Raw genomic sequence first — 25,672 nt, 5'->3', positions numbered from 1 at the left:
TCTCCGACGATCCGCCGGAGGGAGGAATGGCGGGCGGGTGTCGGCCGGTTGATCATGCCAGACGTGTGTGCCGACTCCCAATCGGCACGGTCATAATTGACAAGTAAGACGGGTTCGGAAGAACAGGATCCCCGAGCGGGGTCCCGCGCGGCCGGTCCCGGACAGCATCGACCGAGGTAGAGGCGTGCGCTTTCTCAACGACCAGGTCCCCGTCCACGACCTGACCTACAGTGACGTGTTCATGGTCCCCCGGCGCTCGGCCGTCGGGTCCCGGCTGGACGTGGACCTCTCGACGGCCGACGGGACCGGGACGACCATTCCCATCGTAGTCGCGAACATGACGGCGGTCGCCGGGCGCCGGATGGCCGAAACCGTGGCCCGCCGCGGCGGCATCGCGGTGATCCCGCAGGACATCCCGATCGACGTGGTGACCGAGGTGATCTCCTGGACCAAGGAGCGCGACCTGGTCCACGACACCCCGCTCACCCTCGGCCCGACCGACACCATCGGCGACGCCCTCAACCTGCTGCCCAAGCGCGCGCACAACGCGGTCGTCGTGGTCGACGCCGACCGCCGCCCGCTGGGCGTGGTGACCGACGCCGACTGCGAGGGCGTGGACCGCTTCTCCCAGCTGCGCGACGTGATGTCGACCGAGGTGGTCACGGTCGCGGCCGGCACCGACCCCAAGGAGGCGTTCCAGACGCTGCACGACGCCCGGCACCGCCTGGCGCCGGTGGTCGGCGCCGACGGCGCGCTGGTCGGCGTGCTGACCCGGACCGGGGCGCTGCGCGCCACGCTGTACTCCCCCGCGGTGGACGGGAGGAACCGGCTGCGCATCGCGGCCGCCGTCGGGATCAACGGCGACGTGGCCGGCAAGGCCGCCGAGCTGCTCGAGGCCGGGGTGGACACCCTGGTCATCGACACCGCCCACGGCCACCAGGAGAAGATGGTCTCCGCGCTGCGCAAGGTCCGCGCGCTGGACCCGCGGGTGCCGATCGTCGCGGGCAACATCGTCACCGCCGAGGGCACCCGGGACCTGATCGAGGCCGGCGCCGACATCGTGAAGGTCGGCGTGGGGCCGGGCGCCATGTGCACCACCCGGATGATGACCGCGGTGGGCCGCCCGCAGTTCTCCGCGGTGCTGGAGTGCGCCGAGGCCGCCCGCGAGCTGGGCCGGCACGTGTGGGCCGACGGCGGCGTGCGGCACCCGCGCGACGTCGCGCTGGCGCTGGCCGCCGGGGCGTCCAACGTGATGATCGGCTCCTGGTTCGCCGGCACCTACGAGTCCCCCGGGGACATCGTCCGCGACGCCCAGGGCCGGATGTACAAGGAGAGCTTCGGCATGGCCTCGGCCCGCGCGGTCCGGCTGCGCACCGCCGACGACTCCGCGTTCGACCGGGCCCGCAAGGCCGTGTTCGAGGAGGGCATCTCCAGCGGCCGGATGTACCTGGACCCGGAGCGCCCCAGCGTGGAGGACCTGATCGACGAGATCGTGGCCGGCGTGCGCAGCTCGCTGACCTACGCCGGGGCGACTTCCCTGGAGGAGTTCGCCGAGCGGGCCACCGTCGGCCTGCAGAGCACCGCCGGGTTCACCGAGGGCAAGCCGGTGCCGACCGGCTGGTAGCCCACAGGGGCCTCCGGCGGGACCGAGGGGCGGCGCGGACCTCCGCGCCGCCCCTTCCGCGTCTCCGCGGCCGGAACGGCGGCCTAGTGCCGCTCGGCCTCCCCGCCGGCCGGCTCCAGCAGCACCACCGGGATCTCCCGGTCGGTCCAGGACTGGTAGGCCGCGTAGTCCGGGTAGAACCCGGTCAGCAGCGGCCAGAGCTCGGCGCGCTCCCCCGGGTCGGCGGTGCGGGCCCGGACCAGGCGCAGGGCGGAGCCGATCTGCAGCACCGCGCGCGGCTCGTCCAGCAGGTTCCGGTACCACATCGGGTGCCGGGCGCTCCCGCCCTGGGAGGCGACCACCGCGACCGCCTCCCGGTCCGGCCAGGGGCGCAGGTGGAGCAGGGGCGCGGTGCGCAGCCGGCCGGTCTTGCGGCCGCGCGTGGTGAGCAGGCAGACCGGCAGGCCCCGGGGGAACCCCGAGTGCAGCCGCCACCTCCCGCCGATGCGCCCGCCGGTGGCCCGGTACAGGGCTGCGTTGGCCCGGGCGGCGAGCGCCACGGCGCGCCGGGCCGCCGGGGCGTCGAGTCTGACTGGGGGCGTCGAGGGCAAGGGGACCTCCATCCGGGACTCGGGCTCCGACGCTATTGCGTCCACCCCCGGCGGGGTCAAGATGTCGCACATGGCCCGATACGGCCGATTTTTCGGGCCGCCGCTGTGGCGCAGCCCACCGCTCCACCGAGCCGGATGCGGGCACCTCGTGGGTTATTTTTGAACTGACCAGTCAGTGCAAAAACGGGATGCGGGGGCGAGCGCATGCGGCGTGCGACGGGCGCGCGGATCGATGCCGAAGGGCTCGGGGTGCGGACCAAGGAGGGCCCGGTCTTCTCCGGGGTCGACCTCGCGGCGGCCCCCGGGTCGCTCACCGTCTTCCACGCCGACTCCGGCGGCGGCCGGACCTCGCTGCTGCTCACCCTCGCCGGGCGGATGCGCCCCACCGAGGGCACGCTCGCCGTGGACGGCTACGAGCTGCCGAAGAAGGCCCGCAAGGTGCGCGGCGTCGCCGCCCTCGCGCTCTGCGACGGCGTCAACGACCTGGAGGACCGGCTCCGCGTCGCCGAGCACCTGAACGAGCGGCTGCTGCTCCGGTTCCGCCCGGCGCCGCGCTCGGTCACCGGCCCCGCGCTCGCCGCGGCCGGCCTGGGCGACCTGGACACCTCCCGGATGGTCGGCGACCTGTCCATGGCCGAGAAGCGGCGGCTGGGCGTCGCGCTGGCGCTGCTGGACGAGCCGCGCCTGATCGTCGTCGACGACGCCGACCGCGGCCTCGGCCCCGACCAGCAGCGGGAGTTCTTCAAGCAGCTGCGCGACGTCGCCGACACCGGCCCCACCGTCGTGGCGGCCTGCGCCGACCCGGATGCGGCCGAGGGAGTGGCCGACGTGGTGGCACTGGCCGGCGACGAGCAGGGCCCGGCGGGCCGGCACGCCCGCGCCCTGGCCCCCACCCCCGAAGACCTGTCCGACAAGGAGAACGCGTGAAGCTCCGGAAGCCCCGGGCCCTCCCCTCGCTCAGGCTGGGCGGACTGTCCGTCCGCTCGTTCTTCCGCGCCCGGCTCACCGCCGCGGCGATCGCCGCGCTGACCATCATCCCGCTGCTCTACTCCGGGCTCTACCTGTGGTCCTTCTGGGACCCCTTCGACCGGATGAGCAACCTCCCGGTGGCGCTGGTCAACGAGGACCGCCCGGTGAAGGTCGACGGCGAGGAGATGAACGCCGGCGCCGAGATCACCGACGAGCTGCTCGAAGGCGGCGACCTCAACTGGAAGGTGATGGACGCGGAGGAGGCCGAGGCGGGGGTGGCCGACGGCCGCTACTACGTCTCGCTGACCATCCCCTCCGACTTCAGCGAGCGGCTCTCCTCGCCCAGTGAGGACGGGGCCGAGCCCATCCCGGCGATGCTGGAGGCGCACTACAACGACGCCAACGGCTACATCGTCCGCCAGCTCATGTCCTCGGCGTTCAAGGAGGTCCGCTCGGCCGCCGCGGACAGCGCCGTCGCGGAGTACCTGGACTCGATGTTCGTCGGCTTCAACGACGTCCACGAGGCCACCGAGAAGGCCGCCGACGGCGCGTCGCAGCTGGCCGACGGCGCCTCCGACGCCAAGGACGGCTCCTCCCAGCTGGCCGACGGCACCTCCGACGCCAAGGACGGCGCCGACGAGCTGAACGGCGGCCTGTCCGACGCCAAGGACGGCTCCTCCGACCTCTCCTCCGGCCTCGGGCAGCTCTACGAGGGCTCCAAGACCCTGGCCGACGGCGCGGGCACCGCCTCCGACGAGGTCTCCGACGCCGTCGACAAGCTCGACCCGCTGGCCGACGAGTGGATCCCGGTGCTGCGCGAGAAGGCCCCGGAGATCCAGTCCGGCGCGCAGGCCGCCGCCGACGCGGCGAGCGCGCTCTCCGACGCCCTCTCCGAGCTCCCGGCCGACTCCGCCCAGGCGGCGCAGTCCGCCCGCGACCTCTCCGGGCGGATCCAGGCCCGGCTGGACTCCTCCCCCGACCTGGAGCAGACCGACCCCGGCCTGTACACGCTGCTCACCGACGCCAAGGCCGCCGCCGACGAGGCCGCGAAGCTCAACGACTTCGTGCAGACCAACCGGGAGAGCATCACCTCGGTCAAGGACGACGCCGACGCGGTCGCCTCGCTCGCCTCCGACCTCGCCGAGAGCGCCCCCGACCTGGCCGACGACGCCGAGGACGCGCGGGACAAGGTCGACGAGCTCAACGACGGGCTGTCCCAGCTGGCCGAGGGCAGCCGGGAGCTGCGCGACGGCCTGGAGGAGGCCTCCGGCGGCGCGGGCGAGCTGGACTCCGGGATCGGGCAGCTCAAGGACGGCTCCGGCGACCTCTCCGACGGCCTGGGCCTGCTCAAGGACGGTTCGTCCGAGCTGGACTCCGGCATCGGGCAGCTCAAGGACGGCTCCGGCGACCTCTCCGACGGCCTGGCCGAGGGCGTCGAGGAGATCCCCACCTTCGACTCCGGCGACCGCGAGTCCCGCGGCGACATGATGAGCCAGCCGGTGCGGCTCTCCTCGGCCACCTCCAACGAGGCGCCGAACTACGGGACCGGCTTCGCCCCGTTCTTCATCGCCCTGTCGCTGTGGGTCGGCGCGATGATGGTGTTCATGGTGCTGCCGCCGCTGTCCCGGCGGGCGCTGGCCTCCACCGCGCCGTCCTGGCGGATCGCGCTCGCCGGCTGGGTCCCGGCGCTGCTGATCGGGATCGCCCAGGTCGTGGTCAGCCTGGCCGCCCTGCACTTCCTGCTGGGGCTGCAGGCCTCCCGGTGGGCGGCCACCGCCGGGCTGCTCACGCTGACCGTCGCCGCCTACACCGCCGTCGTGCAGTGGGCCAACGCCCGCTTCGGCGCGGCCGGCCGGGTCGTCGCGCTGGTGCTGCTCATGCTCCAGCTCACCTCCGCCGGCGGCACCTACCCGATCGAGACCAGCCCCGGCTTCTTCCAGGCGATCTCGCCCTACCTGCCGATGAGCTGGGTGGTCTCCGCGCTGCGGGTGCTGATCAGCGGCGGCGACACGGGCATCGTGCTGGGCGCGTGCGGCGTGCTCACCGCCTACCTGGTGGTGTTCCTGCTGCTCACCTGGCTCACGGTGGCCCGGAAGCGGATGTGGACCATGACCGAACTGCACCCGGCGCTGAAGCTGTGACCGGGGCTACAGGAAGGGGCGCGATAATGATGGCGGGCAGCACCGCTGCCGATCCGGTCCCCCGCACCCAGGAGCAGCACGTGAGCGCGCGACGCGAGGCCACCCGGCAGCGGCTGTTCGAGGCCACCCTCGAACTGGTCTCGGAGAGCGGGTTCGAGCACGTCACCGTGGACCGGATCGCCGAGCACGCCGGGCTGGCCAAGGGCACCGTCTACTACAACTTCGGCGGCAAGACGGAGCTGTTCACCGCCTTCATGGAGTGGGGCGTGGACCGGTTCGCGGCGATGCTGCGCGAAGGCGCCGCCGGGCCGCCGCGCGAGGCGCTGTCCGGGGTGATCCGCGCCGAGCTGCTGTTCATCCGGGACCGGGAGGGGCTGGCGCGGCTGCTGCTCTCCGAGGCCTGGCGGTCCAACCAGGCCTGGGAGGCCACCGCGCTGCGCATCCGCCGGCAGGCCATCGACGTGCTCACCGGGCTGCTGGACACCCTGGTCGAGGCGGGCGAGCTCCGCTCGGACCTGGACACCGGCGTGGCCGGGTCGGCGTTGTTCGGCATGGCGCTGACCGCGGCCCTGGAGTGGCGCACCCTCACCCCGGACCGCCCGCTGGAAGAGGTGCACGCGGCGCTGATGCGCCTGGTCGACGCGGTCCTGGCGGCCGAGCGCCCGGCCTGACCTCGGGGCGGCAAAGGGGGCGCCAAGTCGCAGCGCGCCGCATTGCCCGCACCCCGCCCGTATTCCACCCTCGTGTCCTGAAAAGGGGCGCACCGCGCCCTTCCCGACCGCTCGGGGCGAGGGGGGCGAGCCGATGCGCCGTGCCACGGGGGCGCTCGTGCAGGCCGACGGGCTGGAGCTGCGGACCGGCGAGGGGCCGGTGTTCTCCGGGGTCGGCTTCACCGCCGAGCCCGGATCGCTCACCGTGTTCGAAGCGGACGCCGGCGGCGGCCGCACCGCCCTGCTGCTCGCCCTGGGCGGGCGGATGCGCCCCACCTCCGGGACGCTCCGGGTGGACGGCTACGAGCTGCCCCGGCAGGCCCGCCGGGCCCGGCGGGTCGCCGCGCTCGCCCTGGCCCCCGGGGTCAACGACCTGGACGAGCGGCTGCGCGTCTCCGAGCACATGGCCGAGCGGCTGCTGCTCCGGTTCCGCCCGGCGCCGCGCTCGGCCTCCGAGCCGGCGCTGGCCGAGGCCGGGCTGTCCGAGCTGGACCCGCGCACCCTGGTGAAGGACCTGACCGCGGTGGAGCGGCGCCGGCTCGGGGTGGCCCTCGCCCTGCTCGAAGAGCCCCGGCTGCTGCTGGTGGACGACGCCGACGCCGGCCTCGGCGAACGGCACCGGCGCGCGTTCTGGGGCCTGCTCCGCGACCTGGCCGGCACCGGGCTGACCGTCATCGCCGCCTGCGCCGACGCCCGCGGCGCCGGGGACGGCGTCCCGGTGCACCCGGTCCCCCGGCCGCCGCGCCGGGCCCGCGCCGCCAAACCGCTGGCCCGGTCGGTGCTGAACGCGCTGCGCCCGGGGGCGCAGGCCAAGGGCCGGCACAGCAGGGGCGGCGACACCGAGCCGCTCTCCCTGGGCGAGATCTTCCCCCGGGCGGAGGAGTGAATGCCCGCCACCCCGTTCCGCACGCTGCCCGCGCCGCGCCTCGGGTGGCTGTCGGTGCGCTCCTTCTTCCGCCACCCGCTGCTGATCGCCGCGGTGGTGGCGCTGGCCGTGATCCCGCTGCTGTACACCGGCATGTACCTGTGGGCGTTCTGGGACCCGTTCGGCAGGGTGCACAACCTCCCGGTGGCCCTGGTCAACGAGGACCGCCCGGCCACCGTCGACGGCGAACCGGTGCACGCCGGCCGGGAGCTGACCGAGCGGCTGGTGGACCGCGGCGACCTGGAGTGGCGGGTGACCGACGCCGAGGACGCCGCCGCGGGCGTCGCCGACGGCCGCTACTACGCCTCGGTGACCGTCCCCGCCGACTTCAGCGCCGACCTGGCCTCCCCCGCCGACACCGGGCGCGACCCCACCCCGGCCATGCTCCAGGTGCACTTCAACGACGCCACCAACTACATCGCCACCGAGCTGCTCGCCATGGGCTTCCGCGAGATCGAGCAGGCGGTGAGCCGGACCGCGATCGCGGAGTACCTGGACACCCTGTTCATCGGCTTCAACGAGATCCACGACCGGACCGAGGAGGCCGCCGACGGCGCCGGGGAACTGGCCGACGGCGCCGCGCAGGCCGAGGAGGGCGCCGGCGAGCTGGACGGCGGGCTGGGCGACGCCGAGGACGGCGCCGGGGCGCTGGACAGCGGGCTCGGCGAGGCCGAGGACGGCGCCGGGGCGCTGGCCGACGGCGCCGGGACCGCGCAGGACGGGGCGTCCGCCCTGGCCGGCGGGGCCGCCTCGGCCGAGGACGGCGCCGGGGCCCTCCTCGACGGGCTGGAGAGCGCCGAGAGCGGGGCCTCCGACCTCGAATCCGGCCTGGACGAGCTGCACGGCGGGTCGGTGGAGCTGGCCTCCGGCGCGGGCGCCGCCTCCGCCGCGGTGGACGAGAAGACCGAGGAGCTCAACGCGCTGGCCGACGAGTGGATCCCGCTGCTGCAGGAGCACTCCCCGGACATCGAGGCGGCCGCCACCGCGGTGGCCGACGGCGCCGATCTGCTCGCCGACGCGCTGGAGGGCCTGCCGGTCCTGACCGACGAGGAGGCGGCGGTGCTGTCCGGGCTCCGCGACCGGCTCGCCGCCCACCTCGCCGCCCACCCGGAGCTGGAGACCGAGGACCCCGGCCTGTACCTGCTGCTCTGCGACGCGGAGTGGGCCGCCGGCGTCGCCGTTGACCTGCACGGCTTCACCACCGAGCACCGGGACGACATCGATGCGGTCGCCGCCGACGCCCGCACCGTCGCCGACCTGGCCGGGGAGCTCGCCGACGCCGCACCGGACCTGGCCGACGACGCCGAGGACGCCCGGGACCAGATCAACGAGCTCAACGACGGCCTCAAGGACCTCGCCGAGGGCTCCCGGGACCTCCGCGACGGGCTGGAGAGCGCGCACGACGGCGCGCAGGACCTGGACGACGGGCTGAGCAGGCTGGTCAACGGCGCCGACGAGCTCCACGGCGGGCTGGGCGACCTCCGCGACGGCGCCGACGAGCTGGACGCCGGGCTCGGTTCGCTCTCCTCCGGCGCGGACGAACTCGACTCCGGCCTGGGCGAGCTGTCCGGCGGCGCGGGCCGGCTCTCCGAGGGCATCGCCGCGCTGCACATCGGCGCGGGCGAGCTCGACTCCGGGCTGGGCGACCTCCGCGACGGCGCGGACGAACTGGCCGAGGGCCTCGACGAGGGCGCGGAGGAGGTCCCCGTCTTCGACCGGGACTCCCGCGACGCCCGCGGCGACATGATGAGCGCCCCGGCCCGGCTCTCCGCCTCGCACGACAACGCGGTCCCCGACTACGGGACCGGCTTCGCCCCGTTCTTCCTCGCCCTGTCGCTGTGGGTCGGCGCGATGGTGGTCTACATGGTCCTGCCCGCCACCCCCGATCGCGGCCTGGCGTCCACCGCGCCGTCCTGGCGGCTGGCCCTCTCCGGCTGGCTGCCCGCCCTGGCCCTGGGCACCGCGCAGGGCTTCGTCATGGTCGCCGCCCTGCACCTGCTGCTCGGCCTGCAGGCGGTGAACTGGCCGGGCCTGCTCGGCTTCCTGGCGCTGACCGCCGCCGCCTACACCGCGATCGTGCACTGGGTGGACGCCCGGTTCGGCGCACCGGGGAAGGTGGTCGTCCTGGCCCTGCTGATCCTCCAGATCACCTCGGCGGGCGGCACCTACCCGCTCCAGACCAGCCCCGACTTCTTCCAGGCCATCGCGCCCTACACCCCGATGTACTGGGTCGTCTCCGCCACCCGCCACCTGATCAGCGGCGGCGGCGGAGCGGTGGTCCTGCACGCCTGCCTGGTCCTCGGCGCCTACACCCTCGGCGCCCTCCTGCTCGGCTGGGCCGCCACGGCCGGGCGGCGCACCTGGACGATGTCCCGCCTGCACCCGGTCCTGAAGATCTGAGCGCACAACGGGCCGGAACCCCTGTGCGAGGTTCCGGCCCGGGCGATTCCGGGGTCCGAGCGCGCCCGTCCGGGCCCCGTACGGGCGGGTGCGCGGCCCCGTATTCCGCGCTTCCGCCGTCATCGAAGAAGGTACGGGGAGGTCCGGGGTCCGCGCATCGGCCGAGGAGCGTATCCGCTCTACGACCAAAGGCGGTGCCCGAAGGCCCCGGGTGTCGTCCTCCGGAGGGACCGGTGTCATGGGCCGGCCGGGACCGGTGTCATGGGTCCCTCATGGCCTGCCCCGGCCGCCCCTCCTCCCTGCGGGCGGCCGGTGCTCTAACCTGGGCCCCGGACGCCGGTGCCCCGCGACGCACCGAAGGCCGTGCCGGACGCGGAACCGAGACCGACGGAGCTCACACGATGGTCGACCTCTACCCGCTGCTGCCCATCCTGGCCGGGCTCGGCATCCTGGGCGTCTACTTCCGGCACGTGCTCTGGACCGGGCTGCTGCTGCGCAACGGACTCTACGCCGAGGGCGAGATCGTCGGCTACGCCGAGTCGAGCACCGCCGCCCGGATGATCGTGCGGTTCGAGACGCACGAGGGCGAGGAGGTGCACGCCACGCACGAGAGCACCGGCTGGACCGCCTCCAAGCACGGCGACGCCGTCACCGTCACCTACCACCCCAACCGGCCGGAGCAGGCCCGCATCATCGACGCCCCGTGGCTCAGCACCTGGGTGCACGGCATGTTCGGGGTGGTCGGCTGCGCCCTGATCGGGATCGGCTGCTTCCTGGGCTACCTGCAGTGGTGGGCATGACCCCTTCCCCGCGCCGGCCTCGGCGCCGTCGCCGCCTCGACGGGCTTCGAGACGGCGACGGGGTCGGGATCGGCGCAGGGGGCCGGCGTCAGGTGTAGCGCGCCGGGAGGTGCTTGACCCCGTTGATCCAGGACGAGCGGAACCGCTCCGGGCCGCCGGTGACCTCGATGTCGGGCATCTGGTCGGCGATGGCGTTGAAGATCAGGTCGATCTCCATCCGGGCCAGGTTGGCGCCCAGGCAGTAGTGCGCGCCGGTGCCGCCGAAGCCCAGGTGCGGGTTGGGGTCCCGGGTGATGTCGAAGGTGAACGGGTCGTCGAAGACCTCCTCGTCGAAGTTGGCCGAGCTGTAGTAGAGCCCGACCCTCTCCCCCTCCGCTATGGCCTGGCCGCCGATCTCGGTGTCGGCGGTGGCGGTGCGCTGGAAGGCGATCACCGGGGTCGCCCAGCGGACGATCTCGTCGGCGGCGGTGCGCGGCCGCTCCCGCTTGTACAGCTCCCACTGCTCCGGGTCGGAGTGGAACGCCAGCATGCCGTGGGTGATGGCGTTGCGGGTGGTCTCGTTGCCGGCGACGGCCAGCAGGATCACGAAGAAGCCGAACTCGTCGTCGGTCAGCCCGCGGCCGTCCACGTCGGCCTGGACCAGCTTGGAGACGATGTCGCCGCGCGGGTCGGCGCGGCGCTCGCCGGCCAGGGCCATCGCGAAGCCGAGGATCTCCGTCGAGGCGACGGCCGGGTCCATGCCGAACTCCGGTTCGTCGTAGCCGAGCATCTCGTTGGACCACTGGAAGAGCTTGGCCCTGTCCTTCTGCTCCACCCCCATCAGCTCGGCGATGGCCTGCAGCGGCAGCTCCATCGCCACGTCGGCGACGAAGTCCCCGCCGCCCTTCTCGGCGGCCCGGCTCGCGATGCGGGCGGCGCGCTCGCGCAGCGCCTCCTCCATCCGCCCGATGGCGCGCGGGGTGAACCCGCGCTGCACGATCTTGCGGAGCTTGGTGTGCGCCGGCGGGTCGAGGTTGATGAGCAGGCTGTCCTTCTGCACCTGCATCCCGTCCGGCCCCATGCCCGGGTAGTAGCGGACGATCGAGGTGTTGGCGTTGCTGGAGAACAGCCGGGAGTCCACCGAGGCGCGGCGGACGTCCTCGTGCCTGGTGAGCAGCCACAGGCCGCCGTCCTCGAAGCCGTACCCGCCGGGCTGGGGGTTCCACCGGACCGGGCTGGTGCGGCGCAGGGCGGCGAACTCCCGGTGCGGTACGCCGCGGACGATCACGTCGGGGTCGGTGAAGTCGAATCCTTCGGGCACGGGCGTCTCGGTCATGTCCTCTCCCGGGTCGTGCTGGTCGCGCCCTCGGTCTGTCGCTCGGCCGGCGCGCCCCGCGGTCAGCGCGGGGCGGGCTCCTCTCCTGCGGCGGCGGCCTCCCTCGCCCACCGGTAGTCGGCCTTCCCGCTCGGGGACCGGCGCACCTCCTCCACCAGGCGGTACAGCCGGGGCGCCTTGTATCCGGCCACCCGGCCGCGGACGTGCGCGTCGAGTTCGGCGGGCGCGGGGCCGTCCCCGCCCCGGCCCGCCACCACCGCGGCGACCCGCTGGCCGTACCGCGGGTCCGGCACCCCCACCACGACCGCGTCGGCCACCCCGGGGAAGCCCTTGAGGACCGCTTCGACCTCCTCGGGGTAGACCTTCTCCCCGCCGGTGTTGATGCAGACGGAGCCGCGGCCGAGCACGGTGACGGTGCCGTCCTCGGCGACGGTGGCCATGTCGCCGGTGAGGGTGTGCCGCACCCCGTCCACCTCGACGAAGGTGCGCGCGGTCTTCTCCGGGTCCTTGTAGTAGCCGATCGGGACCCGGCCGGCCCGGGCCACCTGGCCGATGTCGCCCGAGCCGGGGGCGACCGGGCGCAGGTCCGGCCCGAGGACGGTGATCAGCGGGTCGTCGAAGCGGAACCGCAGCCCGGTCTCGGGGGCGGAGCCGGGCACCCCCCAGGCGGCCAGCCCGGCCTCGGTGGACCCCAGGTTGTCCAGGATGAAGCGGTCCGGGAGCGCCCGCTCCAGCCGCTCCCGCACCGCCCCGGAGAGGATCGCCCCCGAGGAGCTGACCACCACCAGCGAGGAGGGGTCGTGGCGGCCGGCCTCCAGTTCGTCGGCGAGCGGGGCGGCCATCGCGTCGCCGACGATGTTGACGGTGGCGACCCGCTCCCGCTCGATCGCCCGGAGCACCTCGGCGGCGTCGAAGGAGCGCACCAGCACCACCCGCCCGCCGCCCCAGAACCCGATGAAGCTGGCGAACTGGGCGGCGCCGTGCATCAGCGGGGCGGCAGGCATGATCACCGCGCCCTGCGCCAGGGCGGCCTTGTCCACCAGCTCCTCGGGGGAGGCGACCGGCTCCCCGCCGGGGTTGCCGCCGCCGTGCCCGGCGAAGAACAGGTCCTCCTGGCGCCACATCACGCCCTTGGGCATGCCGGTGGTGCCGCCGGTGTAGATGATGTAGACGTCCGAGCCGGAGCGCTCGGGGAAGCCCCGCTCGGGCGAGGAGCCGGCGAGCGCCTCCTCGTAGTCGGCGGAGCCGAGCAGCGCGGCGGGCCCGGGGGACTCCGGGCCGGACCCGGCCGCGGCGCCGACCCGGACCGTGTGCCGGAGGGTGCGGGCGGCCGGGGCGGCCCGGGCGACCCGGGCCTCGAACTCGGCGTCGTAGACCAGCGCGGCCAGGTCGGCGTCGGCGTACAGGTGGGCCAGTTCCCGGGGCAGGTAGCGGTAGTTGACGTTGACCGGCACCGCGCGGATCTTCAGCGCGCCGAGCAGGGTCTCCAGGTACTGCGGGCCGTTGTAGAGCTGGATGCCCACGTGCTGCCCGGGGCGGACGCCGGCCCCGGCCAGGTGGTGGGCGACCCGGTTGGCGCGGGCGTCCAGTCCGGCGTAGCTCCGGCGGTCGGCGCCGCAGACGAGGGCGGTCCGGTCGCCGAGGCGGTCGGCCACCCCCTCGTACATGTCGGCGAGGTTGAACTGCATCCGGCCTCCCTGGGTCGGATCCTGCGGACGGGGGTGAGAGGGGGCCGGTCACGGGCGCTCCGCGCCCACGACCCACATGGCGAAGAACTGGGATCCGGCGCCGTAGGCGTGGCCGAGCGCGGTGCGCGCCCCGTCCACCTGGTGCCCTCCGGCGAGGCCGCGGACCTGCTGGGCGGCCTCGGCGAAGCGGATCATTCCGGAGGCGCCGATGGGGTTGGAGGAGAGCACCCCGCCGGAGGGGTTCCACGGGATGTCGCCGCCGGCGGCGGTGGCGCCGGACTCGGTGAGCCGCCAGCCCTCGCCCGGGGCGGCGAAGCCGAGGTTCTCCAGCCACATCGGCTCGTACCAGCTGAACGGCACGTACACCTCGGCGGCGTCCAGGTCGCGGCGGGGGTCGGCGATGCCGGCCTGGGCGTAGACGTCGGCGGCGCAGTCCCGCCCGGCGCGGGGGTCGACCGCGTCCCGGCCGGCGAAGGTCATCGGTTCGCTGCGCATCGCGGAGCCGAGGATCCAGGCGGGCGGGCGCGGTGCGGCGCGGGCCTCCTCCTCGCCGGCGATGACCAGCGCGCAGGCGCCGTCGGAGGAGGGGCAGGTCTCCAGGTAGCGGATCGGCTCCCAGAGCATCGGGGTGGCCGCCACCGCCTCCGGGGTGATGTCGGGGATGCGCAGGTGGGCGTAGGGGTTGCGGAGGGCGTTGCGCCGGTCCTTGGCGGCGACCAGGTGGCCGATGTGGCCGGGGGCGCCGGACCGCTCGATGTAGGCGCGGATGAACGGGGCGAAGTAGCCGCCGGCGCCGACCACCAGGGAGGTGGAGAACGGGTGCGCCATGGTCAGCGCCCAGGTGGCGTTGGACTCCGACTGCTTCTCCCAGGCCACGGCGAGCACCCGGCGGAACGCGCCGCTGTGCACGTGCCCGGCGGCGACCACCGCGGTGGAGCCGCCGACCGACCCGGCGGTGTGCACCCGGAGCAGCGGCTTGCCGCGCGCGCCGAGCGCGTCGGCGAGGAACAGGTCGGGCATGGCGACGCCCTCGAACAGGTCCGGGGCCTTGCCCAGCACCACCGCGTCGATGTCGGCGAAGCCCAGCCCGGCGTCGTCCAGGGCGCGCAGTGCGGCCTCGCGCACCAGGCCCGGCATGGACACGTCGTCGCGCCTGCTCCGGTAGCGGGTCTGGCCGACCCCGATGACCGCCGCGGACCGGCTCATCGCGCGCCTCCTTCCAGGACGGCGACCAGGTTGTGCTGGAGGCAGGGCCCCTGGGCCGCGTGCGCGGCGGCCCGGCGGGCGGTGCCGTCGGCGATCCGCCGGGCGGCCTCGCCGATCCGGATCAGGCCGGTGGCCATGACCGGGTCGGCGGCGAGCGGGCCGCCGGAGGGGTTGACCGGGACCTCCGGGCCCAGGCCGAGCGCCTCGCGGAGCAGCACCTCCTCGTGCGGGTGGCGGGTGTGCAGCTCGGCGAGGTCGACCGGGGCGCCGGGGAGTCCGGCCCCGGCGGCGGCGCGCTCGGCGGAGGGGCAGCGGGCCAGGTCCCGGCCGGCCGGGGAGTGGCCGTCGATCCGCTGGTCCAGGCCGCGGATCCAGACCGGGACGGTGCCGTGCTCGGCGGCGAGCCGACGGGCGGTGTCCCCGGCGGCGAGCACCACCGCGGCGGCGCCGTCGGCGGGCCGGGCGGTGTGCCCGGGCAGCAGCGGCAGCGGCGGCGGGTCCTCCCCGCCGCCGGGTGCGGGCCGGCCGGAGCGGGCGGCGATCGCGGCGAGCCCGGCCTCGTCGGTCCGCCCGGCGTCCAGCACCGCCCTGGCCTGCAGCGCGGCCAGCGAGACGGCGTCCACGCCGAGCGGGGCCAGGTGGTAGGGGTCGAGCTGGCGGGCGAGCACCTCGGGCAGCGAGCCCTGGGTGGCCTTGCCGAACCCGTAGACCAGGGCGGTGCCGATGTCGCCGTGGCGGAGCCGCAGCCAGGCCTCGTACAGCGCCCAGGCGGCGTCCATCTCGACGTGGCTCTCGCTGATCGGCGGCCAGGCGCCGATCGCGTCCAGGGCGCCGACGAAGGAGAACGGGGTGCCGGACAGGTAGTCCAGGCTGCCGGAGACGGTGAACCCGATGCCGGTGCGGTCCAGTCCGGCGTCGTCCAGGGCGCCGGTGACCGCGGTGTGCACCAGTCCGGCCTCGCTCACCGCGGTGCCCTCGGGGTGGATCCGGGCGGCGTAGCCGACGACGGCGATGTCGGGGGCGCTCATCTCGGCCCCTCTTCCGCCCCGGCGCCCTGGTCGGGGACGAACCAGCGGATGCTCGGCCGGGTGCGGGTCCGCTCGTCCGGCGGCAGCCATTCGGCGCGCACCCGCATGCCGGCGTGGACCTTCTCCGGTTCCACCCCGCTGATCAGGGCGAGCAGGTCGACGTCGGCGCCGTCCAGCCGGACGTACCCGGTGACGAAGGGGACCTCGGGTGCCCGGGGGTCGGGCACGTGGTTGACGGAGAAGGTGGTGAGCACCCCGGTTCCGGGCAGTTCGACCTCGCCGGCCATCGGGGTGCCGTCCACCGGGTCGAGGTCGCGCAGCGGGACGTGGACCCGGCCGCCGCGGGTGCGCGAGCCGAGGATGCGGCCGTGCAGCTGCGCCTCCAGGTAGCGGGTGAGCGCGGCGTCGGCGCGGACGGTGTAGTCCAGCCGGCGGTCGTCGATGATCCGGTCGACCTCGGGGCGGAAGCAGCGGATGTCGGTGATGGAGCCGGTGCGCTCGTCCTCGGGGCGGAGCCGGGCCCGGACCCGCAGCCCGGTGCGGAGCCGCGCGGGCGGGCGGTCGGCGGGGGCGTCCGGGCCGAAGTCGAGGGCGTGCAGCACCGCGGTGTCCGCGCCGTCCAGCCGCACGGCGGCCCAGGCGAAGGGGTGGTCCAGCGGGTGGGCGGGGCGGGGGGCACCGACCCAGCACCAGGTGCGCACGGTGCCGCCCGGTCCGACCTCGGGGAACTCCGGCGGGTCGGGCAGCGGCGCGCCGTCGCCGGGGTCGTACTCGACCGGCGGGAAGAGCACCCGGCCGGCGGCGGTGCGCACCCCGACCAGGCGCCCGTCGCGCAGCTCGGTGAGGAAGCGGCCGATGACCGGCCCGGTGCTGCGGGTGTAGCCGCCGGGGAAGCGCACCGTGTGCGTGCCGACGAGCTCCCCGGGGGCGTCCTCCCCGGTCCGGTCAGATCGCATCGGCCCGCCCCTCCCAGTAGGGGGCGCGGAGTCTGCGCTTGGGCAGCTTCCCGTTGGGTTCGCGGGGCATCTCCGCGATGAAGTCGATGGAGCGGGGCCGCTTCATCCGGGACAGCCGGCCGTCCAGCGAGGCCAGCAGCCGCTCGGCGAGCTCCGGGCCGGGTTCGCTGCCCTCGGCCGGCTCCACCACCGCCTTGACCTGCTCGCCCCAGTCGTCGTCGGGGATCCCGAACACCGCGGCGTCCATCACCTCGGGGTGGGCGAGCAGCGCGTTCTCGATCTCGGCCGGGTAGATGTTGGCGCCGCCGGAGATGATCACGTCGGCGGCGCGGTCGGTGAGGTAGAGGTGGCCGCCGCCGTCGAGGCGGCCGATGTCGCCGAGGGTGAAGAAGCCGCGGAGCCGGGCCGCCTCGGTCTTGGCGGGGTCGCCCTTGTACTCGAAGGACGGCCCCTGCATCCGCATGTACACCAGGCCGGTCTCGCCGGCGGGCAGCTCCTCGCCCTTCTCGTCGGCGATGAGGAGTTCGGTGATGGGCCAGGGGCGGCCGACCGAGCCGGGGTGGGCGTGCCGGTCCTCGGGGCGCTGGATCGTGCCGCCGCCCTCGGTGGCCGCGTAGTACTCGTAGACGCACTCGCCCCACCAGCCGATCATCGCCTCGCGCACCTCCGGCGGGCAGGGCGCGGCGCCGTGCACCAGCCAGCGCATGGAGGAGAGGTCGTAGCGGGAGCGGGTCTCCTCCGGCAGGTGCAGCATCCGCTTGAAGTGGGTGGGGACCATGTGGGTGCTGGTCACCCGGTGCCGCTCGACCAGGCGGAGCGCCTCCTCGGCGTCCCAGCGGTCCATGAAGACCAGGGTGTGGCCCATGTGCAGCGCCGTGGTGCCGAACCGGGCGACCGCGGTGTGGTAGGTCGGCGAGGTGACCAGGTGCGCGTGGTCCGGCCCGGGTTCGATGCCGAAGAACCCGAGGAAGGCGGTGGACAGTTCGGCCGCGGTGTCCGGGTCGAGCCCGTTCAGCGGCCGGCGGACCCCTTTGGGCAGGCCGGTGGTGCCGGAGGTGTAGTGCATCGCCTCGCCCGCGGTGCGGTCCGGGGGCGGCGAGGCGGGGCGGTCGGCGATGAACTCCTCCAGGCCGGTGCAGCCGGGCACCTCGCCGATGCCGATCCGGGCGGGCCCGGGCAGGGCGGCCAGGTCGGCGCCGCGCAGCCCTTCGGCGGCGAACCGCTCGTGCAGGAAGAGCGCCTTGGCGCCGCTGTCGGAGAGGATGTGCCCGATCTCCGGCCCGGTCAGGTGCCAGTTGAGCGGGGTGTGGTACAGGCCGGCCTGCATCGCGGCGAGGTGCACGGTCAGCCCGGCCGAGCCGTTGGGGGTGAGCGCGCAGACCCCGTCTCCGGCGCGCAGGCCCAGCGCGCGCAGCGCGTGCACCAGGCGGTCGGCGCGCTCCAGGATCCGTCCGGCGGTGTGTTGCGACCCGTCGGGGTCGACGCACGCGATCCGCTCGGGGTCGGCGCGGGCGATCTTCCAGAAACCGAGCAGGGGGGCGTCCGCCATGGAGACCTCCGTTGCGGGGGGTGCCCTTCGAGTGCGAGTAGAGCACGTTCTCTTTTTACTGCCAACCCCCTGTCAGCCTGTGACTTTCCTATCTAGAATCAGTTCTCACAGGAGAACCGTGAACGGCGTTCGCGAATACGCAGCGCAGCAGGGAGGACACGATGGTCGAGCGGCTGGACATCTCCACCCCGCACTGCGAAGTGGTGCGCGACGGCCCGGTGGTGACGGTGGTGATGGACCGCCCGGAGGCGCGCAACGCCCTCTCCACCGACATGCTGGTCGGAATGGCCGACGCGTTCGGCTACATCGACGCCGAGCCCGGCGTCCGGGTCGGGATCCTCACCGGCGCCGGCGGGGTGTTCTGCGCCGGCGCCGACCTGAAGGGGATGGGCGCCCCGTCCGAGGACGAGCGGGTGCGCCGCCGCGCCGCCGAGATCGAGAACTTCCACTGGAAGGGCCTGCTCCGCGAGGCCCGCCCGGGCAAGCCGCTGGTCTGCGCGGTCGAGGGGCCGGCCGTGGCGGGCGGCACCGAGCTGGTGGTCGGCACCGACGTCCGGATCGCCGCCGAGGGGGCCGTCCTCGGCCTGTACGAGGCCCGGCGCGGCCTGTTCCCGATGGGCGGCTGCGCGGTGCGCGTCCCCCGCCAGCTGCCCTACGCCCACGCCATGGAGATGCTGCTCACCGGCCGCTCCTACACCGCCCGGGAGGCCGCCGACATCGGCCTGGTCACCCGGGTCGTCCCGGACGGCACCGCCCTGGCCGAGGCCCGCGCGGTCGCCGACTCCATCGCCGCCTGCGGCCCGCTCGCGGTCCAGGCGATCCTCCGCGTCCACCGCGAGACCGAGGGCCTGCCCGAGGCCGAAGCGCTGGAGGTCAGCGACGCGCACGGCTGGAAGGTGATGGCCTCCGCCGACGCGAAGGAGGGCGCCCGCGCCTTCGCGGAGAAGCGGCCGCCGTCCTTCACCGGCGAGTGACCCGGATGCGCTCCTTGCCCCGAGCCCGGGGCGGGGCCCCGTTCGTCAGCCGGCCCGCGGGGCCGGGGCGCGGGGTTCGGCGGGCGGGGCGTACCGGATGAGCTTGGCGGGCAGGCCGCCGCCCTCGGTCCAGGCCCGGGTGGCGGTGCGGGTGCCGCAGATCAGGTCGGCCAGGCCGGCTCCGTCCGCCCGGGCCAGGGCGGGCAGGCCGTGCACGATCGGGACGAGCAGCGCCCACCAGTGCAGGCCGGCCGCGAAGAGCACGGTGACCGGGGCGTACAGCAGCAGCGAGCGGACCAGGACCCGTGGCCGGGAGGCCGGTTCGGGCAGCGGGCCGGCCGCGGCGGTGGCCAGCATCAGGCAGGCCCGGCCGGGCGTGCACCGGTCGCCGCGGAGCACCGGCTGCACCAGTCCGAACAGGACCGCCGCCGCGATCAGGGCCGCGGCGTGCAGCTCCGATTCGGGCAGCGGGGCGTACCCGGCGCGCACGATCAGGGCCGCGGCCAGCAGGGTGCCGTACCACCACAGCGCCAGGTCGATCAGGTGCCCGGCGGCGCGGCGGCCGAGCCCGGGCGGGAAGATGTCGGCCAGGCCGCCCGGCCAGGGCCGGGGCAGCACCCGGTCGGCGGCCAGGCCGAGCAGCCACCCGGCCAGCGCGCCGGCCGTGCCGAGCAGCACATCGTCGACGGCGGCGACCCGGTGCGCGCAGGGCAGCGCGCCCAGCACCCCGGTGGCCTGGACCGCCTCGATCGCCAGCGCGGTCAGCGCGCCCAGCGCGGCGGTGGCGAGGACGCCCCTGCGGTACCGGTGCCGGGCCAGCAGGCCGACCGGGACCAGCACCGCGAAGGCCAGGGCCGCGTGCCGGAGCGGCCCGCCCGGCCGCCCCTCCAGGGCGCCCAGCGAGAACGGCGAGGCCAGCGGATCCGCGGCGCATTCGGCGGGGCCGGGCAGCGGCCAGACCGCGTACGCCCCCACCCCGATCCCGGTGAGCAGCACCGCCTGCGTCACCCGGCCCGGCCAGCCGGCGATCCGTCCGTACCGCCCCAGGTGCAGGCGGAGGAAGACGGCGCAGCACGCCGCCACCGCCACCGCCGCCACCGGGGCCGCGATCCCGCCGGTGCCCGCTCCGGCCTCGAAGAACCCTCCCATAAGGCCCCCAGGCTAGCGGCGCCGTCCCACCGTCCGCCGGGGAACCGGGGAAACCCCGCGGCCGGAGGCCCCGCCGTACCCGGAGCGCACTCGACGTGTAACTATTTGATAATTCTTCGCGTCTGACCGGGCCCTACCGGCGAGTTTCGCGAAACCGGCGATCCGCCCAGCGGAATCCGCAGATGCCCAGTTGGGACCCGAAGCCCCTCCGGGCGCATCCGCCGCATGACCGCCGACTCCGCCTCTACCCGGCTATTCGCCGTCTTCGGGGGCGAGATACGATCCCCTGGCCGATTTCTCGCGTTCCACACGAACCTCGGCATCATCGGTCGTACCGGAGACCGCCCACCGGCCCCGGCGGCCGCCCCGCATACGGCAAAAGCACCGGAGCGCCCCGTCCCCCGCGCTCCGCAGCGTCCCGGCGTGCTCAGATACGGGCCCCTAGGAGAGCAGTGCAGGCAGCAAAGCAACGACGGACGCCGAGCATCCGCGCCCGTCTCCGCAGGATCGTCTTGGCCCCCACCTCGGCCCTGGTCGTGCTGTGGCTGGGCGTCAGCGGCACGCTGTTCGCCAACGCCGCGATCGACGTCGCGCTCGCCGACGGCAACGAGAAGTACCTGACCCCGTCGGCCGTCGCGCTGACCGCGGTGATGCAGGAGCGCTCGGTCACCGTCGGGTACCTGGAGCACCCCGACGAGCTCGCCGACGAGCTCACCGAGGCCCAGGAGGACTCGGACGAGAAGATGGGCACCATCATCACCGACTACGACGAGCTGAAGCCCGTCGTACCGGAGCCCTCGGCCGAGCGGATCACCACCCTGCAGGAGCGCTACTCCGGCATCCACGACCTGCGGGCCCAGGTGCGGGCGGGCAGCGCCTCCCGCGAGGACGTGATGGAGTTCTACGGCGGGGTGACCACCGCCGCCGCGGACCTCTTCGACGACCTGTCCCGCAACGGCAACGACACCCAGACGATCGGCCACGGCGTCAGCGCCACCTCGGTGTTCCGCGCGGTCGACGAGCTGGGCATGGCCGACGCGCAGCTGGTCCGCTCGTTCAGCGAGGACGAGCTGAGCCACCCGGACATGCACGCCTTCGTCCAGGAGTACGGCGCCTTCCGGTCCCGGATGGAGCAGACCGCCGACTTCCTCGGCCCGGACCAGCGCGAGCAGTACCGCGAGCTGGTCGAGTCCGAGGAGTACGAGCGGCTGCAGGACTACGTCACCCAGATCATGGAGCGCCCCGCGGTCACCGAGACCGACCCGGTCACCGGCGAGATCGTCGAGCGGTTCCCGATGCCGGTCTCCAAGGAGGACTGGGAGGCCGCCTTCGACCCGGTGTTCGAGGAGATCACCTCGATCGGCGCGAACGAGGCCACCTACGCCGGCGAGATGCAGGGCGAGGCCGCCTACCGCTCGATCGGCCTGGCCGCGCTGGGCAGCGCCGGGGTGGCGGTACTGGTCGTGCTGGCCTTCATCGCCGCCAACCGCTCCGCCCGGCGCCTGGTCGAGCGGCTGCACCGGCTGCGCGACGACAGCCACGAGCTCACCGAGAAGAGGCTGCCCGGCATCATGGAGCGGCTGCGCCGGAACGAACCGGTGCAGGTGGACGCCGAGCTGTCCAGCCTGGAGGCCAACCAGTCCGCCGACGAGATCGGGCAGGTCGCGCACGCCTTCGACACCGCCCAGCGCACCGCGGTGGAGGCCGCGGTCCGCCAGGCCGAGCTGCGCGAGGGCGTCAACCGGGTGTTCCTCAGCATCGCGCACCGCAGCCAGACGCTGATCCACCGGCAGCTCCGCCTGCTCGACCGGATGGAGCGCGAGCAGGAGGACCCGGCCCAGCTCACCGAGCTGTTCAAGCTGGACCACCTGGCCACCCGCTCCCGGCGGAACGCGGAGAACCTGCTCATCCTCGGCGGCGAGAACCCCGGCCGCACCTGGCACCGGCCGATGCCGCTGGTCGACGTGGTGCGCGGGTCGATCTCGGAGTCCGGCGACTACACCCGGGTGCAGCGCAACCACATCGCCCGGGTCTCGGTGGTCGGCCCCGCCGTGGCCGACGTCATCCACCTGGTCGCCGAGCTGGTGGACAACGCCACCACCTTCTCCCCACCGCACACCCGGGTCATGCTCTCCGCCGAGCAGGTCCCCAACGGGGTCTCGATCGAGATCGAGGACCGCGGCCTGGGCATGCAGGAGGACGAGTTCGAGGCGGCCAACGCGCTCCTCTCCGACCCGCCCGAGTTCGACGTCATGCGGCTCAACGAGAAGATGCGGCTCGGCCTGTTCGTGGTCTCCCGGCTGGCCCGCCGGCACGACATCAAGGTGTGGCTGCGCTCCTCCCCCTACGGCGGCGTGCAGGCGATCGTGCTGCTGCCGCCGGAGATCATCGCCGACGCCGCGCCGCTGCCCCCGGGCCGCCCCGAGGAGGACACCGGCGAGCAGCCGGTGGCCATCGGGTCGCTGGCGCGCAAGCGCCCGGAGAGCGGCGGCGACCTGCTCAAGACCGGCGCCACCGGGGAGAACCCGGCCGTCCCCGCCGCCGGCGGGGACTCCGCCGGGCGGAAGGAGCCCGGCGGGAAGGACGGCGGCGAGCAGGACGGGAAGAAGGACGTCGGGAAGGACGCCGCGGCGCCGGCGCCCTCCGGCGACCGCCCGCCGCTGCCGCGGCGCGGCCGGAACGCCTCCGCCGGGAACGGATCGACCACCGCGTCGGGCCTGCCGCGGCGCGGCGCCGCCCCGGCGGACGGCTCCGCGAACGGCTCCCTGAACGGCTCCGCCGGCGGCGCCCCGGAGGCGCCCGGGCAGAAGAGCGGGGCGAACGGGAGCGGCGGCGCGCCGGAGGGCTCCGCGCCCGCGGCGCCGACGGACGCCTCCGGCCGCCCGGCGCTGCCCAAGCGCACCCCGCAGACCAACCTGGCGCCGCAGCTCGCCGAGTCCTGCCCCGCCATGGAGGAGGACCGGCAGGCCGCGCCCGCCTCGCACGACCCGGAGCGCTCGGAGAAGCTCCGCCGCAACATGGCCGCCTTCCAGGCGGGCACGCTCCGCGGCCGCAAGGAGAGCCGCGCCAAGCAGGGCGGCAACGACACCGAGGACACTGAGAAGGATTCCCGACCTTGACGAACAACGCTGCTAAGGACTTGAACTGGCTTCTCGACAGCCTCGTCGAGCGCGCCGTGGGGGCCAAGTACGCGATCGTCCTGTCCGCCGACGGACTCCTGCTGGGCAACTCGGCGGACCTCGGCAAGGACGACGCGGAACAGCTCTCCGCGATCGCCTCCGCCTTCCAGAGCCTCGCCCGCGGCACCGGCAAGCAGTTCGACGGCGGCGAGGTGCTGCAGACCGTCGTGGAGATGGAGCGGGCCTACCTGTTCGTCACCGGGGCGGGCCAGGGCGCCTGCCTCGCCGTCCTGGCCGAGGAGAGCTCCGACGTCGGGCTGATCGCCTACGAGATGAACGTCCTCGTCGAGCAGGTGGGGCGGTTCCTCGACGCGGCCCCGCGGCACAGCGCCGATGGATCCGCCCGATAAGGGAGGCCCTTCATGTCCGAGTCCAACGACGCGGGGCTGAACGCCGACGGCATGGGTTCCGTCGTCCGCCCCTACATCCTCACCGAGGGCCGGCAGCGCTCCGACGCGGTCCGGCTGGACATGGTCAGCGTCGTGATCGCCGCCCGCGCGGAGGTGGACGAGATGGCGCTGGAGCCGGAGCAGGTCCGCATCCTGGAGCTGTGCCGGCGCGCCCAGTCCGTCGCCGAGGTCTCCGCGCACCTGGACATCCCGGTGGCGGTGGTCAAGGTGCTGCTCGGCGACCTCATCGGCCGGGGATACGTCCTGGCCCGCGCTCCCTACACGTCCGAGAGCCCGGTGAACCGGGACGTACTGCAGGCGGTACTCGATGGCATCCAACGACTCTGACCCGCGCGCCTCCGCAGCGGAGGAGGAGCACATCCCCGCCGCGATCAAGATCCTGGTCGCGGGCGGTTTCGGCGCGGGGAAGACCACCATGGTCGGCTCGGTCAGCGAGGTGGCCCCGCTGCGCACCGAGGAGGTGATGACCGAGGCCAGCCTGGGGGTGGACGACCTCTCCGGGATCGAGGCCAAGGGCACCACCACGGTGGCCCTGGACTTCGGCCGCATCACCATCAACGACGACCTGGTGCTGTACATGTTCGGCACCCCGGGCCAGCAGCGGTTCTGGTTCATGTGGGAGGAGCTGGCACTGGGGGCGCTGGGGGCGGTGGTGCTGGCCGACACCCGCCGGCTGGAGACCTGCTTCCCGGCGGTGGACTTCTTCGAGCGGCGCGGCCTGCCGTTCGTGGTGGCGGTGAACTGCTTCGAGGGCGCGCACTCCTACAGCGCCGACGAGGTGCGCTCCGCGCTGAGCATCCCCGAGGGGATCCCGGTGGTGCTCTGCGACGCGCGCAGCCGGGCCTCCAGCAAGGAGGTCCTGCTCACCCTGGTGCGCAGCGTGGCCGACCGGATGGCCGCGACCGCCTGATCGCCTTTCTCACAGGGGACGCCGCCGGGTCGGTTCCGTCCCGGCGGGCGCCGGGGAGTAAGGTCCGTACCGACCGGTACCCGCCACCGGTCTCCGGTGGGCGCCCCTCCTCGGCCCGCCCTGCCCCCGCATCCCCCGACCGCCGATCCGGAGAGGCCGATGAAACGGTTCGACTGGTACGACGAGATCCACCGAATGGACGCGGAGAAGGACGCTCAGCGCATCACCTTCATCCTGTCCGCGCACGAGTTCCCGTGGGACATGAGCCAGGCCCTGGGCCTGGCGCTGTACCGGACCTACGCGGTGCCCAGCATCGGCGGGCTGCTCGGCGACACCGAGGAGTTCACCGACCGCACCCAGCACCGCTACGACGACACCGCGCTGCTCCTCGGGCAGATGATGCGGTACGGGTTCGAGCCGGGGCGCGGCCGCGACGCGCTGCGCCGGATGAACCAGATGCACCGCAGCTACGACATCAGCAACGACGACTACCTGTACGTGCTGAGCACGTTCGTGGTGATGCCGGTGCGCTGGCTCAACGACTGGGGCTTCGGCTGGCGCCGGCTGAGCGAGCACGAGATCCGCGCCAACACCAACTACTACCGGTCGCTCGGCAGGCACATGGCGATCAAGGACATCCCGGAGACCTACCAGGAGTTCCTTGAGCTGTTCGACTCCTACGAGGCCGAGCACTTCGGGTTCAGCGAGGGCGGCCGGGCCGTCTCGGACAGCACCCTGGACCTGATGCTGACCTTCTCCCCCGAGTGGCAGCGCCCGCTGATGAAACGCTTCACCATGGCGCTGATGGAGGACCACCTGGTCAAGGCGTTCGACTACGAGCCCGCCTCGGGCTTCTGGAAGGGCGCCGCCCGGTTCGCGCTCAAGGCCCGGGCCAAGGTGGTCCGGCGGATGGCCCCGCGGGTCGAGCCGCGCACCGAGGAGGAGAACCCCAACATCAAGAGCTACCCGGACGGCTTCGACCCGTCCCGGATCGGCACCTTCCCGATGAAGTGCCCGGTCCCGCACGACCTCAAGGTCGTCGAGGTGTCCGGCTCCCGGGACCGGGTGCCGGCCCCCGGGCAGGCGCTGCCGCCCAAGGAGAGCGAGCAGCCCCGGCAGCAGGCCTGACCCGCCCCGGATCCGGGCGCC

General features: G+C 74.3%; 21 protein-coding genes. 13 read left to right on the top strand and 8 right to left on the bottom strand.

From position 1 onward, the window contains the following. Positions 1 to 184: 184 nt before the first annotated feature. Positions 185 to 1,624: a GuaB1 family IMP dehydrogenase-related protein gene (locus tag D459_RS0113380; RefSeq protein ID WP_017593518.1), complete on the top strand. Its 1,440-nt coding sequence runs from the start codon at positions 185 to 187 to the stop codon at positions 1,622 to 1,624. A gap of 83 nt (positions 1,625 to 1,707) precedes the next feature. Here D459_RS0113380 and D459_RS0113375 read toward each other — a convergent pair whose 3' ends face one another. Then, positions 1,708 to 2,286, bottom strand: coding sequence for a nitroreductase family deazaflavin-dependent oxidoreductase (locus tag D459_RS0113375; protein ID WP_241485023.1), 579 nt, complete (start codon positions 2,284 to 2,286; stop codon positions 1,708 to 1,710). Positions 2,287 to 2,418: 132 nt separating this feature from the next. Between D459_RS0113375 and D459_RS0113370 the strand changes: the two genes are divergently transcribed. From D459_RS0113370 to D459_RS0113345, 6 genes are all read left to right on the top strand, one after another. Then, positions 2,419 to 3,141: an ABC transporter ATP-binding protein gene (locus D459_RS0113370; protein ID WP_026120357.1), complete on the top strand. Its 723-nt coding sequence runs from the start codon at positions 2,419 to 2,421 to the stop codon at positions 3,139 to 3,141. Further along, complete coding sequence (locus tag D459_RS0113365) at positions 3,138 to 5,324, top strand: YhgE/Pip family protein (protein ID WP_017593515.1); 2,187 nt, start codon at positions 3,138 to 3,140, stop codon at positions 5,322 to 5,324. The genes D459_RS0113370 and D459_RS0113365 overlap by 4 nt, the downstream gene beginning before the upstream one ends. A gap of 80 nt (positions 5,325 to 5,404) precedes the next feature. After that, positions 5,405 to 5,995, top strand: a complete 591-nt coding sequence (locus D459_RS0113360; protein WP_026120356.1) for a TetR/AcrR family transcriptional regulator — start codon at positions 5,405 to 5,407, stop codon at positions 5,993 to 5,995. A 133-nt stretch (positions 5,996 to 6,128) separates the two neighbouring features. Further along, positions 6,129 to 6,920, top strand: a complete 792-nt coding sequence (locus D459_RS0113355; RefSeq protein ID WP_017593513.1) for an ATP-binding cassette domain-containing protein — start codon at positions 6,129 to 6,131, stop codon at positions 6,918 to 6,920. After that, positions 6,921 to 9,359 (top strand): YhgE/Pip family protein, encoded by a 2,439-nt coding sequence (locus D459_RS0113350; RefSeq protein WP_017593512.1) that lies wholly within the window; start codon positions 6,921 to 6,923, stop codon positions 9,357 to 9,359. 401 nt (positions 9,360 to 9,760) lie between these two features. After that, positions 9,761 to 10,159: a DUF3592 domain-containing protein gene (locus tag D459_RS0113345; RefSeq protein WP_017593511.1), complete on the top strand. Its 399-nt coding sequence runs from the start codon at positions 9,761 to 9,763 to the stop codon at positions 10,157 to 10,159. An 88-nt stretch (positions 10,160 to 10,247) separates the two neighbouring features. On the opposite strand, the gene D459_RS0113340 is transcribed toward D459_RS0113345, so the two are convergent. The 6 genes from D459_RS0113340 to D459_RS0113315 form a co-directional block, all read right to left on the bottom strand. Next, the gene (locus D459_RS0113340; protein ID WP_017593510.1) at positions 10,248 to 11,474 is read right to left on the bottom strand and encodes a cytochrome P450; all 1,227 of its coding nucleotides are present in this window, start codon (positions 11,472 to 11,474) and stop codon (positions 10,248 to 10,250) included. Positions 11,475 to 11,536: 62 nt separating this feature from the next. Next, positions 11,537 to 13,162 carry an AMP-binding protein gene (locus D459_RS0113335; protein WP_017593509.1) on the bottom strand — a complete coding sequence of 542 codons (1,626 nt, stop codon included), beginning with the start codon at positions 13,160 to 13,162 and terminating at the stop codon, positions 11,537 to 11,539. A 48-nt stretch (positions 13,163 to 13,210) separates the two neighbouring features. Then, positions 13,211 to 14,368, bottom strand: a complete 1,158-nt coding sequence (locus D459_RS0113330) for a thiolase domain-containing protein (RefSeq protein WP_017593508.1) — start codon at positions 14,366 to 14,368, stop codon at positions 13,211 to 13,213. Beyond that, positions 14,365 to 15,396, bottom strand: coding sequence for a hypothetical protein (locus tag D459_RS0113325; RefSeq protein WP_017593507.1), 1,032 nt, complete (start codon positions 15,394 to 15,396; stop codon positions 14,365 to 14,367). Before D459_RS0113325 ends, D459_RS0113330 begins: the two co-directional genes overlap by 4 nt. Continuing rightward, positions 15,393 to 16,352: a Zn-ribbon domain-containing OB-fold protein gene (locus D459_RS0113320; RefSeq protein ID WP_017593506.1), complete on the bottom strand. Its 960-nt coding sequence runs from the start codon at positions 16,350 to 16,352 to the stop codon at positions 15,393 to 15,395. The genes D459_RS0113325 and D459_RS0113320 overlap by 4 nt, the downstream gene beginning before the upstream one ends. Then, positions 16,342 to 17,901, bottom strand: coding sequence for an acyl-CoA synthetase (locus tag D459_RS0113315; protein WP_017593505.1), 1,560 nt, complete (start codon positions 17,899 to 17,901; stop codon positions 16,342 to 16,344). Before D459_RS0113315 ends, D459_RS0113320 begins: the two co-directional genes overlap by 11 nt. Before the next feature lie 161 nt (positions 17,902 to 18,062). Between D459_RS0113315 and D459_RS0113310 the strand changes: the two genes are divergently transcribed. After that, positions 18,063 to 18,875, top strand: coding sequence for a crotonase/enoyl-CoA hydratase family protein (locus tag D459_RS0113310; protein WP_017593504.1), 813 nt, complete (start codon positions 18,063 to 18,065; stop codon positions 18,873 to 18,875). 45 nt (positions 18,876 to 18,920) lie between these two features. Here D459_RS0113310 and D459_RS0113305 read toward each other — a convergent pair whose 3' ends face one another. Next, positions 18,921 to 20,024, bottom strand: coding sequence for a VanZ family protein (locus tag D459_RS0113305; RefSeq protein ID WP_017593503.1), 1,104 nt, complete (start codon positions 20,022 to 20,024; stop codon positions 18,921 to 18,923). A 512-nt stretch (positions 20,025 to 20,536) separates the two neighbouring features. Between D459_RS0113305 and D459_RS0113300 the strand changes: the two genes are divergently transcribed. From D459_RS0113300 to D459_RS0113280, 5 genes are all read left to right on the top strand, one after another. Then, positions 20,537 to 23,143, top strand: coding sequence for a sensor histidine kinase (locus D459_RS0113300; protein ID WP_017593502.1), 2,607 nt, complete (start codon positions 20,537 to 20,539; stop codon positions 23,141 to 23,143). 20 nt (positions 23,144 to 23,163) lie between these two features. Next, a complete protein-coding gene (locus D459_RS0113295; protein ID WP_017593501.1) occupies positions 23,164 to 23,553 on the top strand; it encodes a roadblock/LC7 domain-containing protein in 390 nt (129 codons plus the stop codon). A 12-nt stretch (positions 23,554 to 23,565) separates the two neighbouring features. After that, positions 23,566 to 23,940: a DUF742 domain-containing protein gene (locus tag D459_RS0113290; protein WP_017593500.1), complete on the top strand. Its 375-nt coding sequence runs from the start codon at positions 23,566 to 23,568 to the stop codon at positions 23,938 to 23,940. After that, positions 23,921 to 24,523 carry a GTP-binding protein gene (locus tag D459_RS0113285; protein ID WP_017593499.1) on the top strand — a complete coding sequence of 201 codons (603 nt, stop codon included), beginning with the start codon at positions 23,921 to 23,923 and terminating at the stop codon, positions 24,521 to 24,523. The genes D459_RS0113290 and D459_RS0113285 overlap by 20 nt, the downstream gene beginning before the upstream one ends. Before the next feature lie 159 nt (positions 24,524 to 24,682). Further along, a complete protein-coding gene (locus D459_RS0113280; protein WP_017593498.1) occupies positions 24,683 to 25,651 on the top strand; it encodes an oxygenase MpaB family protein in 969 nt (322 codons plus the stop codon). Positions 25,652 to 25,672: the final 21 nt, after the last annotated feature.

The organism is Nocardiopsis potens DSM 45234, assembly GCF_000341105.1.
GTDB lineage: Bacteria > Actinomycetota > Actinomycetes > Streptosporangiales > Streptosporangiaceae > Nocardiopsis_A > Nocardiopsis_A potens.
Note: the sequence above shows the minus strand (reverse complement) of the source record. Positions and strands in the feature narration are given on the sequence as shown.

What these genes read in the sequence shown, in the direction of transcription:
- D459_RS0113375 (WP_241485023.1), bottom strand. Translation starts at nt 2,286, where the DNA reads ATGTGCGACATCTTGACCCCGCCGGGGGTGGACGCAATAGCGTCGGAG.
- D459_RS0113370 (WP_026120357.1), top strand. Translation starts at nt 2,419, where the DNA reads ATGCGGCGTGCGACGGGCGCGCGGATCGATGCCGAAGGGCTCGGGGTG.
- D459_RS0113355 (WP_017593513.1), top strand. Translation starts at nt 6,129, where the DNA reads ATGCGCCGTGCCACGGGGGCGCTCGTGCAGGCCGACGGGCTGGAGCTG.
- D459_RS0113350 (WP_017593512.1), top strand. Translation starts at nt 6,921, where the DNA reads ATGCCCGCCACCCCGTTCCGCACGCTGCCCGCGCCGCGCCTCGGGTGG.
- D459_RS0113345 (WP_017593511.1), top strand. Translation starts at nt 9,761, where the DNA reads ATGGTCGACCTCTACCCGCTGCTGCCCATCCTGGCCGGGCTCGGCATC.
- D459_RS0113340 (WP_017593510.1), bottom strand. Translation starts at nt 11,474, where the DNA reads ATGACCGAGACGCCCGTGCCCGAAGGATTCGACTTCACCGACCCCGAC.
- D459_RS0113335 (WP_017593509.1), bottom strand. Translation starts at nt 13,162, where the DNA reads ATGCAGTTCAACCTCGCCGACATGTACGAGGGGGTGGCCGACCGCCTC.
- D459_RS0113330 (WP_017593508.1), bottom strand. Translation starts at nt 14,368, where the DNA reads ATGAGCCGGTCCGCGGCGGTCATCGGGGTCGGCCAGACCCGCTACCGG.
- D459_RS0113325 (WP_017593507.1), bottom strand. Translation starts at nt 15,396, where the DNA reads ATGAGCGCCCCCGACATCGCCGTCGTCGGCTACGCCGCCCGGATCCAC.
- D459_RS0113320 (WP_017593506.1), bottom strand. Translation starts at nt 16,352, where the DNA reads ATGCGATCTGACCGGACCGGGGAGGACGCCCCCGGGGAGCTCGTCGGC.
- D459_RS0113315 (WP_017593505.1), bottom strand. Translation starts at nt 17,901, where the DNA reads ATGGCGGACGCCCCCCTGCTCGGTTTCTGGAAGATCGCCCGCGCCGAC.
- D459_RS0113310 (WP_017593504.1), top strand. Translation starts at nt 18,063, where the DNA reads ATGGTCGAGCGGCTGGACATCTCCACCCCGCACTGCGAAGTGGTGCGC.
- D459_RS0113305 (WP_017593503.1), bottom strand. Translation starts at nt 20,024, where the DNA reads ATGGGAGGGTTCTTCGAGGCCGGAGCGGGCACCGGCGGGATCGCGGCC.
- D459_RS0113290 (WP_017593500.1), top strand. Translation starts at nt 23,566, where the DNA reads ATGTCCGAGTCCAACGACGCGGGGCTGAACGCCGACGGCATGGGTTCC.
- D459_RS0113285 (WP_017593499.1), top strand. Translation starts at nt 23,921, where the DNA reads ATGGCATCCAACGACTCTGACCCGCGCGCCTCCGCAGCGGAGGAGGAG.
- D459_RS0113280 (WP_017593498.1), top strand. Translation starts at nt 24,683, where the DNA reads ATGAAACGGTTCGACTGGTACGACGAGATCCACCGAATGGACGCGGAG.